The following is a 13,792-nucleotide window of genomic DNA, read 5'->3' on the forward strand; positions in this document are numbered from 1 at the left end:
ACTTCAACCTTCTGTTGAAGGCAAAGGCACTGGGTTGACCCGCCTGACGGCTGCTGGAGCGGCGCAGACCGGGATGGCGTGCAGCATCCGATCGACGCGCGTCATGCCAGGCTCCGGACCTGCCGCTGGCGAACTTTGGCGCAGCTTGCACCACCCTCTCACTTCCGCGCGGACTGCGCCTGCTCGCGCTCCAGCAGTTGCCGCTTGCGCGGCAGGCCCCAGCGGTAGCCGCCCAGCGAGCCGTCGCCGCGCACCACGCGGTGGCACGGCACCACCACCGCGACGCGGTTGCGCGCACAGGCGCCGGCGACCGCGCGCGCGGCCTGCGGCGCGTCCAGCCGGCGCGCCAGTTCCGCATAGCTGATCGTCTGCCCGGCCGGAATCTTCATCAGCGTTTCCCAGACCCGCTGCTGGAAGCCGCTGCCCACCAGGTCCAGCGGCACCTCGGCCTGCAGGCCGGCCAGGCGATCGGCCACCGCCTGCAGGCGCGGAGCGAGGAACTCGTCGCGGCCGGCATCGACGCGCTCGATCCGCGCGCGCGGGAATTCCTGCCGCAACCGCTGCTCCAGCACACCGGCGTCGTCGCCCAGTTCGATCGCGCAGATGCCGCGTCCGGTCGCCGCCACCAGCGCCTTGCCCAGCGCGGTATCGACCATCGCCCAGCGCACCTCCATGCCCTGTCCGCCGGCGCGATAGGTGGCCGGCGTCATCCCCAGCCGCGCCGAGCTCTGCTCGTACAGCCGCGACGACGAGCCGTAGCCCGCCTCGTACAGCGCGGTGGTCACGTCGCTGCCGGCGCGCAGCGCGGTCTTGAGCCGGCCGAGCTTGCGCTGGGCCAGGTATTCGGCCGGGCTCAGCCCGTAGCGGGCGCGGAAGCGGCGCTGCAGGTGCGAGGCGCTCAGGCCGGTGCGCGCGGCCAGCTCGGCCAGCGTCGGCTCGCCCTCGTCCAGCAGCCGCCGGGCCTGGTCGAGTACATCGGGGGAAGGGCGTGGAGCGTTCATGCGACCAAGGCTATGCCGGTCGGGCCGGCACGGCTATCCGGATCTTGCGGCGCGGACATCTGGTGGCTACGGCATTTCCCGGCGCATGAATTCATCGAACAACGGTACGGTGAACGCGATCATGCCGTGCTCCGGCGAATACAGCATTCCCTTCTTGATCAGGCTGTCGCGTACCGGAGCCACGCTGCTGCCCTTGCGTCCCAGCTTGGCGGCAACGTCGGAAGAACGCTGTGGCTCCCCACCCAATGCGGCTAGTGCACGCATGTAGTCGCGTTCACCCGGCGTGAGCCGGTCAAACCTCACCCTGAAGAAAGAGCCATCCAGCTTGCGAATCGAAACATCGGTCGCCGCTTGCGCATCGGCCACGGTGATAATGTTCGACTGGCACGCATTCCAGGCGTTGTATCCCCATTCCTGCAGGAAATAGGGATATCCATGCGTATGCCTGAAGATTTCCCGGAGCGCCTCGTCATCGATTCCGGCAGCTTCGTCTTCGATAGGTTCTCGCAACGCCGCAAAGGCATCAGGCTGCGACAATCGATCCAGCCGGGGAAAATCGAACAACCGTTCCGCATAGCTCTTGGCATCGCCCGATTGGCCAGCCAGTTGCGGCAGACCGGCGCCGAACAGGATGAAAGGCAGTCCCGCCTGGTTGACCGCATGCATGGCGCGGATCAATGCCGCCAGCTCGGTCTTGGACACATATTGCAACTCGTCGATCAGCAGGGCGACGGGCTTCTGGACCGCTTGGGCCGCACGCGCAGTGGCCAGTATCAAGTCCGCGACATCCGCTTCCAGCTGGCCGCTGTCGGCCAGGCCAACCTCGGGGTCGACTCCCAGCGTGATATCCACGCCGCCGGCGCTGACAGTCACGTTGCCAAGGAAGCTGCGCAACACCCTCAGGCCTTTCTTCACCGCCTCGACGGTCTGCTCGCTCCTGTCCAGGGCCAGCAGGATGCGACGCATGGCCTGCTGCAGCATCTGGCGCAGGTCGTCGCCATCACGAGCTTCGATCATCTCCGTCAGATAACCGCGACTGTTCGCCTGCTTGGCGATCTCGTTCAACAACACGGTCTTCCCAACCCCACGCAATCCAAGCACCATCAAGGACTTGGAGTGCCGCCCACGCTTGGTGCGCTCAAGGGCGATCACGGCCTGCTGGATGACTTCGGCACGGCCGGCCAATTCCGGAGGACTGACGCCAGCGCCCGGATTGAAGGGGTTGCGGTATTCGTCCATGCAGGAACCTATAGCGACTTATAGTGCCTTATACACATATTTCGCTATGTTTTGAATCAAGTCCTAGTTTTTCCTCCATCGGGGACCACACCCTGCTTTGCCGGAGCCGCAGGAATACCCCTCGAGGAAACCGATTCACTAAATCGGGACTGGAAATGCGCACGCCCCGCCAGGGAGCGGGGCGTGCGCGGGTGCCTTTGCCGTCGAAGCCGGCCGGCGTCAGTCGGCCCAGCGCCCGGGCGCCGACGAGGCCGGCAGCACCTGCGCCGACAGCTTGCGGTCCTGCCCCAGCACGTCGATGGCGTCGGCCAGGATGGCCGCCGACTCGCGCAGCAGCGGATCCGGGCGCTTGTCGGCCAGCTTCTCGCGTGCGGCGTCCTTGACGATGTCGCGCTCGCTGGCGCCCAGGCCGTCGTCCAGCGAGTCGTCGGCCAGCGGATCCAGCGCCAGTCCCAGCGCCTTGCGCTGTTCCTGCCGCTCGCGGCGCTGGGCGTCCTGGCGCTCGCGCTCGGCGCGGCGCTCGGCCTCGTTGAGGGTCACGTACTTCTTGGCGGCCTCGGCGCGGAAGTGCGCCACGTCCTCGGCCCACCACTGGAACTCCTTGTCGGTGGCGATGCGCGCGGCGTGCAGCGCCTCCAGCCGCGGCAGCAGCGGGGCGAAGTTGCCGTACTGCAAGTGCGGCACCGAGGCGATCTGGGTCCACGGCAGCGCGTTGTCGTAGGTGCTCTCGCCGAACTCGGTGGCGTCCACGCTGACCGGGAAGGCGATGTCCGGCACCACGCCCTTGTGCTGGGTGCTGCCGCCGGCCACGCGGAAGAACTGCGCGATGGTCATCTTGACCTGGCCGAAGCGCGGGCCCTCGCTGGCCGGCCAGCGGTCCATGTCGAACAGGTTCTGCACCGTGCCCTTGCCGAAGCTGGTCTCGCCGATGACCAGGCCGCGGCCGTAGTCCTGGATCGCGCCGGCGAAGATCTCCGAGGCCGAGGCCGAGCCGCGGTTGATCAGCACCGCCAGCGGACCGTCCCAGGCCACGCCGGGCTTGCGGTCGCTGTTGACGGTGACGCGGCCGCCGGACTCGCGCACCTGCACCACCGGCCCCTTGTCGATGAACAGGCCGGTCAGCTCGACCGCCTCGTCCAGCGAGCCGCCGCCGTTGTTGCGCAGGTCCATCACCACGCCGTCGACGCCGTCGATCTTAAACTGCGCCAGCAGCCGCGCGATGTCGCGCGTGGCCGAGGTGAAGTCGTTGGGATTGCGGCGGCGGCCTTCGAAATCCTGGTAGAACGCCGGCAGCTTGATCACGCCGATGCGCCGCTCGGCCTCGCCGTTGGCGGCGGCCGGCAGCACGATGGTCTCGGCCTTGGCCGCCTGCTCCTCCAGCTTGACCTTCTGCCGGGTGATGGTGACCTGCTGGTGCGGCCCGTCGATGCCGGCCTCGGCCGGGATGAACTCGATGCGGACCTGGGTGTCCTTCTTGCCGCGGATCTGCGCGACCACGTCGTCGATGCGCCAGCCGATCACGTCGGTCATCGCGCCGGACTTGCCCTGGCCGACGGCGACGATGCGATCGCCGACCTTCAGCCGGCCGCTCAGGTCGGCCGGGCCGCCCGGCACGATCTCGCGGATCGCCACCAGGTCGTCCTGCCGCTGCAATACCGCGCCGATGCCCTCCAGCGACAGCGACATCGACTGGTTGAAGTTCTCCGCCGTGCGCGGGGTGAAGTAGTCGGTGTGCGGGTCGATGGCGGAGGTGTAGGCGTTGAGGAAGGTCTGGAAGACGTCCTCGCTCTTCAGCTCGCCGATGCTGCGCTTGAGGTTGGCGTAGCGCTTGTCCAGCGTCTTGCGGATGTCGTCGGGCTTCTTGCCGGCCAGCTTCAGGCGCAGCCAGTCGTTCATCACCGACTTCTTCCACTGCTGGTCCAGCTCCTGCTGGCTGGCCGCCCACGGCGCGTCCTTGCGGTCGTACTCCCAGCGCTGGTCGCCGGTGAAGTCGAAATCCTGCTTGAGCAGCGCGCGCGCGTAGTCCACGCGCTGATCCACGCGCTGGCGGTAGACGGCGAAGATGTCGTAGGCCGGGGCCAGATCGCCGTTGCGGATCGCCTCGCCCATCCGTTCCTGGTGGACCGAGAACCGGTTCACGTCCTCGGCGGTGAAGAACTGCTTGCCGCCGTCGAGCGCCTCCAGGTAGCGCTTGAACACGTCCTGCGACAGCGACTGGTCCATCGGGCGCGGGCGGTAGGCGTAGCGGCTGTCCGACAGCAGCCCGTAGACCAGCTTGGAAGTGGTCGCCTGATCCGCGGTCGGCCCGCCCTGCAGCGCGCCACCGGCGGCATCGCCGCGCGCCAGCAGCGCCAACGGACTGGCCAGCGCCAGGGCCAGCAGGAGGACGGGGACTTTCTTCAGCTTCATCGGACGGCTCGGGAGATATGCGTGGGGAATGCTGCGGGTGCCTCTGACCGCCAGACAGTGCCGAAAGTTGCGGCGCTTGTCATCTGCGCGGGACACCATCGCAGCCTAGCCGGCCGGCGGAAAGAAATAGTGAATGGCGGCCGTAGCCGGCGTTTCCGCCGGGACGGGCGGTCGTGCGGGGTACAGCAGCGTGAAGCCCCGGCGCGGGACGGATTGCGAGCCGGTACAGGAGGGCCGGCAGCGTTTGGCGCCCGTGCGCCGGTCAGTCGCCGACGCCGGCTTCCCGGGCCTGGCGATCGGCGTGGTAGGAGGAGCGCACCAACGGGCCGGAGGCGACGTGGCTGAAGCCCAGCGCGTTGCCGTAGTCCTCCAGTGCCTTGAATTCCTCCGGCGTCCAGTAGCGCATCACCGGGTGGTGGTGCGGGCTGGGCTGCAGGTACTGGCCGATGGTGACCATGTCCACGTCGTGCGCGCGCAGGTCGCGCAGGGTGGCCTGCACCTGCTCCATCGTCTCGCCCAGGCCCAGCATGATGCCGCTCTTGGTCGGCAGGTGCGGGTGCTGCGCCTTGAACCTGCGCAGCAGGGTCAGCGACCACTGGTAGTCGGCGCCGGGACGCACGTTGGGATACAGGTCCGGCACCGTCTCGATGTTGTGGTTGAACACGTCCGGCGGGTTGGCCGCCAGGATCTCCAGCGCGCGGTCCATGCGGCCCTTGCCGCGGAAGTCCGGGGTCAGGATCTCGATGCGGGTCTTCGGCGAATGCGTGCGGATGGCGGCGATGCAGTCGACGAAGTGCTGGGCGCCGCCGTCGCGCAGGTCGTCGCGATCGACGCTGGTCACCACCACGTACTTCAGGCCCATGTCGGCGACGGTGTTGGCCAGGCTCAGCGGTTCGGACGGATCCGGCGGCTTGGGCCGGCCGTGGGCGACGTCGCAGAACGAGCAGCGGCGCGTGCAGACCTCGCCAAGGATCATGAAGGTGGCGGTGCCGTGGCCGAAGCATTCGTGGATGTTCGGGCAGCTGGCTTCCTCGCAGACGGTGACCAGGCGGTTCTCGCGCAGCCTGGCCTTGAGCCTGGCGACCGAGCCGTCGGAGGGAATGCGCACGCGGATCCACGAAGGCTTGCGCAGCACCGGCGCCTCGGCGAACTGCACCGGCGAGCGCGCGATCTTGTCGCCGGCCACCTGCTTGGCGCCCTCCTCCAGCGGCGCGGCCGGCGCCGCGGCGGAAACGACTTGCAGGGAAATCTGGCGTGCACTGGATTCACTCATGGGGGTGAATTCTACGCCTCCCTCACCGGGCGGACAGCAGATCATTGCGGAGATGCCCGGAACCCAGCATCACGCATCCACCGCAAACGCATGCCCCCATCCCGAATCCCGAATCCCGGCCACAAAAAAGCCCGCAATGGCCAAAGGCCAATGCGGGCTTGCTCCCTCCCCCACGTCGGGATGCGGGGCCATCGTGAAGGCTTCGTTACGAGGCTTGCACGCTGCACCGCAAAACAGAACCGGCCGGTTCAGCCTGCCCGGGGCCGCCCCCGTGCCTGCTGGGGTGTGCAAACCACAATGTTTTCACGACCTTACCGATTCCAGACCAGTGCGGGCACGGCTTGGGTGAAACACGAATTACCTTTGTGCCGTGGTTTCCTGAACAGGGCATTAGCCACGTTGCCGCGCCAAGTTTCCCCTGCAACATCGCGCCTTGCCAACCCAGGCCAGTTCGGCCCTGCCACGAACGGATCGCTCACGCCGCCTGCGACAGCCGCCGTTGCCGCACCGCGAGCGCCAGGCGGTCGAGCAGGCGCACCGAAGCCTCCCAGCCCAGGCAGCCGTCGGTGATGCTCTGGCCGTAGGCCAGCGGACGGCCCGGCTGCGGATCCTGGCGGCCGCCGAGCAGGTGGCTTTCGATCATCACGCCGATGACGCGGCGCTCGCCGAGTTCGAGCTGCGCGGCCACGTCCTCCACCACCGCCGGCTGGTTGTCGGGGTCCTTGCCGCTGTTGGCGTGGCTGGCGTCGATCATCAGCCGCGGCGGCAGGCCGGCGCGCGCCATCGCCTGGCTGGCGGCCTCCACGCTGGCGGCGTCGTAGTTGGGCGCGCTGCCGCCGCGCAGGATCACGTGGCCGTCCGGATTGCCGGCGGTGGCGGCGATGGCCGAGCGTCCTTCCTTGGTGACGGCGAGGAAGTGGTGCGGATGCGCGGCCGCGCCGACCGCGTCCACCGCGATCTTCACGTTGCCGTCGGTGCCGTTCTTGAACCCGACCGGGCACGACAGGCCCGAGGCCATCTCGCGGTGCACCTGGCTCTCGGTGGTGCGCGCGCCGATCGCGCCCCACGCCACCAGATCGCTGAGGTACTGCGGCGAGATGATGTCCAGGTACTCGCAGCCGGCCGGCAGCCCCAGCGCGTTGATGTCGCGCAGCAGCCGGCGCGCCAGCCGCAGGCCCTTGTCGATGCGGAAGCTGCCGTCAAGGTCCGGATCGTTGATCAGGCCCTTCCAGCCCACCGTGGTGCGCGGCTTCTCGAAGTACACCCGCATCACGATCTCCAGCGCATCGCCGAGCGCGTCGCGCAGCGGGCGCAGGCGCCGCGCGTATTCCATCGCCGCGTCCGGATCGTGGATCGAGCACGGGCCGATCACCACCGCGATGCGGTCGTCGCGCCCGTGCAGGATGCGGTGCAGGGCCGCGCGCGACTGCGCGACGGTGCGCGAGGCGGCCTCGTCGCAGGGGAACTCGGCGATGACCTCGGCCGGGGTGACCAGCGTATGCAGCGCGCGGATGCGCAGATCGTCGGTATGGGATGCCACGGTTTTGCTCCTCGGTTTGCGGTTCCGCTTCCCTGCGGCAAAAAAAAAACCGCCAGGGCTGGCGGCTTCAGGGGGATTCCGGTGTCTTTGTCAGGACGAACGCCGCCGCTCCTCCGCTCCCGGTATCGGAGAGTGGTAATACCAGCAGCGGGCGTGGGCGGATGCGTTCATCGCGCCACTAGATAGCATGGCCCGTGCGCAGGCGCGAATGTTTCATTTGCAACGGGGAAGCGTTGCGGGTGCTTCGCCCTGCGCTTTCCACGGCGCAAAGGAAAACCCCGCCTTTCGGCGGGGTTTCCGGTACTGCGTGGCGTGAAGGCCGGACTTCTCAGAAATCCATGCCGCCCATGCCGCCCATGCCGCCGCCCGGCGGCATCGCCGGCTCGTCCTTCTTCGGGGCCTCGGCCACCATCGCTTCGGTGGTGATCATCAGGCCGGCGATCGACGCGGCGTTCTGCAGCGCGGTGCGGGTGACCTTGGTCGGATCCAGGATGCCGAACTCGACCATGTCGCCGAACTCGCCGTTGGCGGCGTTGTAGCCGTAGTTGCCCGAACCGTCCTTGACCTTGTTGACGATCACGGAGGGTTCCTCGCCGGCGTTGGTGACGATCTCGCGCAGCGGGGCTTCCATCGCGCGCAGGGCGATCAGGATGCCGTGGTTCTGGTCCTCGTTGATGCCCTTCAGGCCTTCGATGGCGGCCTTGGCGCGCAGCAGCGCGACGCCGCCGCCCGGGACCACGCCTTCCTCGACCGCCGCACGGGTGGCGTGCAGGGCGTCTTCGACGCGGGCCTTCTTCTCCTTCATCTCGACCTCGGTGGCGGCGCCGACCTTGATCACCGCCACGCCGCCGGCCAGCTTGGCCACGCGCTCCTGCAGCTTCTCGCGGTCGTAGTCCGAGGAGGTCTCCTCGATCTGCGCCTTGATCTGGCCGATGCGGGCCTGGATGCGCTCGGCATCGCCGGCGCCGTCGATGATGGTGGTGTTCTCCTTCGAGACCACGACCTTCTTGGCGCGGCCCAGGTCGTTGATGGTGGCCTTCTCCAGCTGCAGGCCGACTTCCTCGGAGATCACCGTGCCGTTGGTCAGCGTGGCGATGTCCTCCAGGATGGCCTTGCGGCGGTCGCCGAAGCCCGGCGCCTTGACGGCGGCGACCTTGACGATGCCGCGGATGGTGTTGACCACCAGCGTGGCCAGCGCCTCGCCTTCCACTTCCTCGGCCACGATCAGCAGCGGCTTGCCGGCCTTGGCGACGCCTTCCAGCACCGGCAGCAGCTCACGGACGTTGGAGACCTTCTTGTCGTGGATCAGGATGAACGGGTCGTCGAACTCGACCTGCTGCGACTGCTGGTTGTTGATGAAGTACGGCGACAGGTAGCCGCGGTCGAACTGCATGCCCTCGACCACGTCCAGCTCGTTCTCCAGGCCCGAGCCTTCCTCGACGGTGATCACGCCTTCCTTGCCGACCTTCTTCATCGCCTCGGCGATGATGTCGCCGATGTTGCTGTCGGAGTTGGCCGAGATGGTGCCGACCTGGGCGATCGCCTTGTCGTCGGCGGTGGGCTTGCTGATCTTCTTCAGCTCGGCCACGGCGGCCTTGACCGCCTGGTCGATGCCGCGCTTCAGGTCCATCGGGTTCATGCCGGCGGCGACCGCCTTGGAACCCTCGCGGATCAGCGCCTGCGCCAGCACGGTGGCGGTGGTGGTGCCGTCGCCGGCGTTGTCGGAGGTCTTGGAAGCGACTTCCTTGACCATCTGCGCGCCCATGTTCTCGAACTTGTCGGCCAGTTCGATTTCCTTGGCGACGGACACGCCGTCCTTGGTGATGGTCGGGGCGCCGAAGCTCTTCTCGAGCACGACGTTGCGGCCCTTCGGGCCGAGGGTGGCCTTGACGGCATTGGCGAGGATGTTCACGCCGCGCACCATGCGCGTACGAGCGTCTTCACCGAAACGGATGTCTTTGGCAGCCATTTGAAACTCCGGGAATGGGGAATAGGGAATGGAGAATGGTTGAAAGCAGAGGCGACGACGCGGACGATGGGGCGGGTGGAGCGAACCGGCTTTTCCGATTCCCTATTCCCGATTCCCCATTCCCGCCGTCATCGGCACTCAGCCGAGGACGGCGAAGATGTCGTCTTCCTTCACCACCAGGTAATCGGTGCCGTCGAGCTTGACCTCGGTGCCGCTGTACTTGCCGAACAGCACCTTGTCGCCGACCTTGACCTTGGGGGCGCGCACGTTGCCGTTGTCGAACACCTTGCCCTCGCCCACGGCGATGACCTCGCCCTTGATGGGCTTCTCGGTGGCCGAGTCGGGGATCACGATGCCGCCGGCGGACACCTTCTCTTCTTCCATACGCTTGATGACCACGCGGTCGTACAGCGGCTTGATGTTGCTCATGTCAATCCTCTTAAGTGATTGATTGGACTGGGAAAGGGCGGCGATGTTAGCACTCGCACCCGGCGAGTGCCAGCAACGCGCGTACAAAAACCCGGCCACGCCGGGATGCCGGCTGATGTTGGGCTGGCCGCGGGGCGATTCAAGGGCCGCCGCCAAAATTTTTGGATCTCTGGATTTCAGCCCTGCCGTCGGATGTCCCTTCCTCCGTTTGCGGGGGTGAGAACGGCTCGTTCGCGCGGCATGCGCGCTGGATCGGACAGGGCCGAAGGCGGATGGGGCATCGCAGCCTCGAAAAGCGCCCTCATCCGGCGCTGCGCGCCACCTTCTCCCGCAAGCGGGAGAAGGGAAACTCGGGGAGCAGTCCAAGAACGACTCCTGCGCCGCTCGCCTTCCCTTCTCCCGCTTGCGGGAGAAGGTGCCCGCCAGGGCGGATGAGGGCGCTCTCCGCGCCTTCTGGACAACCGGGCATCCGCCGCGCCCCGCCTTCCTGCGCGCGGCGCAGGTGAAGCCGCCCGCGGCCCCGGCGGGCGGGTCTGCGATAATCGACGCCCCATGCCCGTCCGCCTCGTCCTGTCCACCTGCCCCGACGCCGACACCGCCGCGCGCATCGCCCGCGCGCTGGTGGAGGAGCGCCTGGCCGCCTGCGTCGGCGCGCTGCCGGGGCTGGTGTCCACCTACCGCTGGCAGGGCCGGGTCGAGCAGGCCGGCGAGGCGCAGCTGCTGATCAAGACCCGCGCCGGCCGGCTGGACGCGCTGATCGCGCGGCTGGCGCAGCTGCATCCGTATGAACTGCCGGAGATCCTGGCGGTCGAAGCCGGCGGCCTGCCCGCCTACCTGGCCTGGGTGGCCGAACAGACTTGCGAGGAACCCTGAAGCCGATGGCCCTGTCGCTGCGCCTGCTGTTGCTGTTGTCGTCCTGCCTGGCGCCGCTGGCCGCCGCCGCCGACCCGGACGACCTGCTGCCGGTCGACCAAGCCTTCGTGCTGTCGGCGCGCGCGCCGGCGGCCGACCGCATCGAGGTCGAGTGGAAGATCGCCGACGGCTACTACCTCTACCGCCACCGCACCGACGTGCAGGCCACCGCCGGGTTCGCCGGCGGCAAGCTGGTGCTGCCGCGCGGCAAGGCCTACACCGACGAATTCTTCGGCGAGGTCGAGACCTACCGCGACCGCCTCGTCGCCACCCTGCCCGGGCAGGCCGCCGCCGGCGCGACGAGCGCCACCCTGCGCATCAAGTACCAGGGCTGCGCCGACGTCGGCATCTGCTACCCGCCGCAGACGCGCACGCTGAACGTGGCGCTGCCGGCCGCCGCCGGCGGCTTCACCCCGCTCGGCAAGCTGTCGCTGCCGGGCTCGGCGACCGCACCGCGGCTGCCCGGCATGCAGGCGCTGCCGCTGCCGGAGCAGCAGGCGTTCGGCTTCGAGGCGGTGGCGATGGACGGCGGCCAGTTGCTGCTGCGCTTCACCCCGGCGCGCGGCTACTACCTGTACCGCGACCGCACCTCGATGAAGCTGTCCGGCGCCGACGGCCTGACGCTGCAGGCCCCGCGCTGGCCCAAGGGGGTGGCGCACCGCGACGAGCATTTCGGCGATGTCGTCGTCTATTTCGACCAGGTCGAGGTCCCGGTGCCGCTGCGGCGCGCGCACGCCCGCGCGGCCGGGGCGACGCTGGAAGTGACCTTCCAGGGCTGCCAGACCGACGGCATCTGCTATCCGCCGATGACCCGGCAGGTGGCGCTGGCGATTCCGGCGTCGCCAGCCACGCCGGCGGCCACGGCCGCGACGCCGGAACCGGCCGCGCCCACCTCCAGCGAAGACGCCACGGCCTCGCCTGCCGATGTCGCGGATGCCGGCGCGCCAGCCATGACGGCCGACGACGACGATGCGCCGGCCACCGCCGACGTGCCGCGCACGCCGCCGCCGGAGGAGGCGCGGCGGCGGACCTCGCGCGCGCCGGCCAGCTTCGCCGTCGCGCTGCTGCTGGCGCTGGCCGGCGGCCTGATCCTCAACCTGATGCCGTGCGTGCTGCCGGTGCTGTCGCTGAAGGCGCTGTCGCTGGCCGGCGGCGGCGAGCGGGCGCGGCGCAGCGCGCTCTGGTACACCGCCGGCGTGCTGCTGGGCTTCCTGGCCATCGGCGCGATCGCGCTGGCGCTGCGCGCGGCCGGGCAGGCGCTGGGCTGGGGCTTCCAGCTGCAGCAGCCGTGGGTGATCGGGTTGCTGGCCTACGTGATGTTCGCGGTCGGCCTGAGCCTGTCGGGCGTGTTCGCGGTGGGCTACCGGCTGGCCGGGGCCGGCGCGGCGCTGACCGGGCGCAGCGGGCCGGCCGGGGACTTCTTCACCGGCGTGCTGGCGGTGGTGATCGCCAGCCCGTGCACCGCGCCGTTCATGGGCGTGGCGCTGGCGTTCGCCTTCGCCAGCCCGGTGCCGCTGGCGCTGGCGGTGTTCGCCGCGCTGGGGCTGGGGCTGGCGCTGCCGTTCCTGCTGATCGGCTTCGTGCCGGCGCTGGCGGCGCGGCTGCCGCACCCGGGGCCGTGGATGGAGACGCTGAAGCAGGCGCTGGCGTTCCCGATGTACCTGACCGCGATCTGGCTGCTGTGGGTGCTCGGCAGGCAGCGCGGCATCGACGCGGCGGCGCTGGTGCTGGTCGGCATGGCGCTGCTGGCGGCGGGACTGTGGTGGTGGCAGCGGCTGCGGCTGCGCGCGGCCGCCGTGCAGCGCGCGCTGGCCGCGTTGCTGCTGGTGTCGGCGCTGGTGCCGCTGGCGCTGGCGCACCGGCTGCCGCGGCAGGCCGCCTTCGCCCCGGCGGCCAGCGCCGAAGCCTATTCGGCCGCGCGCCTGGCCGCGCTGCGCGCGCAGGATCGCATCGTCTTCGTCGACATGACCGCCGACTGGTGCATCACCTGCAAGGCCAACGAGAGGGCGGTGCTGGATACCGAACGCTTCGCGCAGGCGATGCGCCGCCACGACGCGGTGATGATGACCGGCGACTGGACCGACGTGGACGCCGAGATCACCGCCTTCCTGCAATCGCACGAGGCGGTCGGCGTGCCGCTGTACGTGGTCTACCCGCGCGGCGGCGGCGAAGGCGAGGTGCTGCCGACCGTGCTGACCCACGGCATCGTCGAGCGCGCGCTGGAGCGCGCCGCGCGATGAAGGCGACCATGCCGCGCATCCTCGCCGTGGCGATCGCCGCCGGCGCGCTCGGCGTGGCGGCCAGCCTGTGGCATGGCGGCAGTCCCCTGCTGCGCAGCGAAGGCGGCCAGCGCGCGTTGCAGGCCGCGCTGGACGCCGGCGCGCCCGCTCCACCGGCCGGGGTGACCCCGGCCGGGCGCGGGGATCCGATGCCGGCCATCGCGCTGCCGGACCTGGACGGCGAGGTCGTCGACCTGCGCGCCCGCTATGCGGGCCGGCCGCTGCTGATCAACGTTTGGGCCAGCTGGTGCGGCCCCTGTGTGGAGGAGATGCCGGAACTGGAGCGGTTCGCCCGATCGCAGGGCGAGGACGGGGTGCAGGTGCTCGGCCTGGCGCTGGACACGGCCGGGGGCGTGCGCGATTTCCTCGCCAAGGTGCCGGTCGGCTACGGCATCGTGCTCGATACGCCCAGCCCGCGTGATGCCAGCGTCTGGCTCGGCAACCGCAAGGGCGTGCTGCCCTATACCGTGCTGGTCGGCGCCGACGGCCGCATCGTCAAGCAGAAGGTCGGTCCGTTCGCGCATGGCGAAATCGACGGTTGGGCGCGCGCGGGCGATTGAATCCACTTGCCCTGGCGCGTATCCGGACGGCGCATGTTCGTTCCGCTTCCTCATTCACCTTCACGATTCATCCGTCATCCCCGCGCAGGCGGGGACCCAGTGACTTCAGGTCTTGAAGCCAGAGCAAAGACACTGGATCCTCGCCTGCGCGGGGATGACGGAAGGAAGTATCCAGAGGGTT

General features: G+C 69.1%; 10 protein-coding genes. 3 read left to right on the forward strand and 7 right to left on the reverse strand.

The genetic code is table 11. The annotated features are described in order from the left end of the window. Positions 1 to 158: 158 nt before the first annotated feature. The 7 genes from AAG688_RS15655 to groES all read right to left on the reverse strand — a co-directional run bounded on the left by AAG688_RS15655 (position 159) and on the right by groES (position 9,860). Entirely contained in the window at positions 159 to 1,001 is an 843-nt protein-coding gene (locus AAG688_RS15655; protein ID WP_411833112.1) for a bifunctional transcriptional activator/DNA repair enzyme AdaA, read from the reverse strand. 66 nt (positions 1,002 to 1,067) lie between these two features. After that, positions 1,068 to 2,240, reverse strand: a complete 1,173-nt coding sequence (locus AAG688_RS15660) for an AAA family ATPase (protein ID WP_411833113.1) — start codon at positions 2,238 to 2,240, stop codon at positions 1,068 to 1,070. A 219-nt stretch (positions 2,241 to 2,459) separates the two neighbouring features. Then, the gene (locus tag AAG688_RS15665; RefSeq protein WP_411833114.1) at positions 2,460 to 4,649 is read right to left on the reverse strand and encodes a carboxy terminal-processing peptidase; all 2,190 of its coding nucleotides are present in this window, start codon (positions 4,647 to 4,649) and stop codon (positions 2,460 to 2,462) included. A gap of 262 nt (positions 4,650 to 4,911) precedes the next feature. Next, the gene (lipA, locus tag AAG688_RS15670; protein WP_411833115.1) at positions 4,912 to 5,922 is read right to left on the reverse strand and encodes a lipoyl synthase; all 1,011 of its coding nucleotides are present in this window, start codon (positions 5,920 to 5,922) and stop codon (positions 4,912 to 4,914) included. A gap of 475 nt (positions 5,923 to 6,397) precedes the next feature. Then, positions 6,398 to 7,462 carry a 3-deoxy-7-phosphoheptulonate synthase gene (locus tag AAG688_RS15675; RefSeq protein ID WP_411833116.1) on the reverse strand — a complete coding sequence of 355 codons (1,065 nt, stop codon included), beginning with the start codon at positions 7,460 to 7,462 and terminating at the stop codon, positions 6,398 to 6,400. A 328-nt stretch (positions 7,463 to 7,790) separates the two neighbouring features. Beyond that, on the reverse strand, positions 7,791 to 9,431 hold the full coding sequence (gene groL, locus AAG688_RS15680) for a chaperonin GroEL (protein WP_411833117.1): 1,641 nt from the start codon (positions 9,429 to 9,431) through the stop codon (positions 7,791 to 7,793). A gap of 138 nt (positions 9,432 to 9,569) precedes the next feature. Continuing rightward, positions 9,570 to 9,860 carry a co-chaperone GroES gene (gene groES / locus AAG688_RS15685; protein ID WP_411833118.1) on the reverse strand — a complete coding sequence of 97 codons (291 nt, stop codon included), beginning with the start codon at positions 9,858 to 9,860 and terminating at the stop codon, positions 9,570 to 9,572. A 552-nt stretch (positions 9,861 to 10,412) separates the two neighbouring features. Here groES and cutA point away from each other — a divergent pair. Genes cutA through AAG688_RS15700 form a run of 3 tightly spaced genes read left to right on the forward strand, consistent with a single transcriptional unit; the run spans position 10,413 to position 13,611 of the window. Next, a complete protein-coding gene (cutA, locus tag AAG688_RS15690; protein ID WP_411833119.1) occupies positions 10,413 to 10,733 on the forward strand; it encodes a divalent-cation tolerance protein CutA in 321 nt (106 codons plus the stop codon). 5 nt (positions 10,734 to 10,738) lie between these two features. Further along, positions 10,739 to 13,012 (forward strand): protein-disulfide reductase DsbD family protein, encoded by a 2,274-nt coding sequence (locus tag AAG688_RS15695; RefSeq protein WP_411833120.1) that lies wholly within the window; start codon positions 10,739 to 10,741, stop codon positions 13,010 to 13,012. Next, positions 13,009 to 13,611 carry a redoxin family protein gene (locus AAG688_RS15700; protein ID WP_411833121.1) on the forward strand — a complete coding sequence of 201 codons (603 nt, stop codon included), beginning with the start codon at positions 13,009 to 13,011 and terminating at the stop codon, positions 13,609 to 13,611. The genes AAG688_RS15695 and AAG688_RS15700 overlap by 4 nt, the downstream gene beginning before the upstream one ends. Positions 13,612 to 13,792 lie beyond the last annotated feature (181 nt).

This window comes from Pseudoxanthomonas mexicana (assembly GCF_046736355.1).
GTDB lineage: Bacteria > Pseudomonadota > Gammaproteobacteria > Xanthomonadales > Xanthomonadaceae > Pseudoxanthomonas_A > Pseudoxanthomonas_A mexicana_B.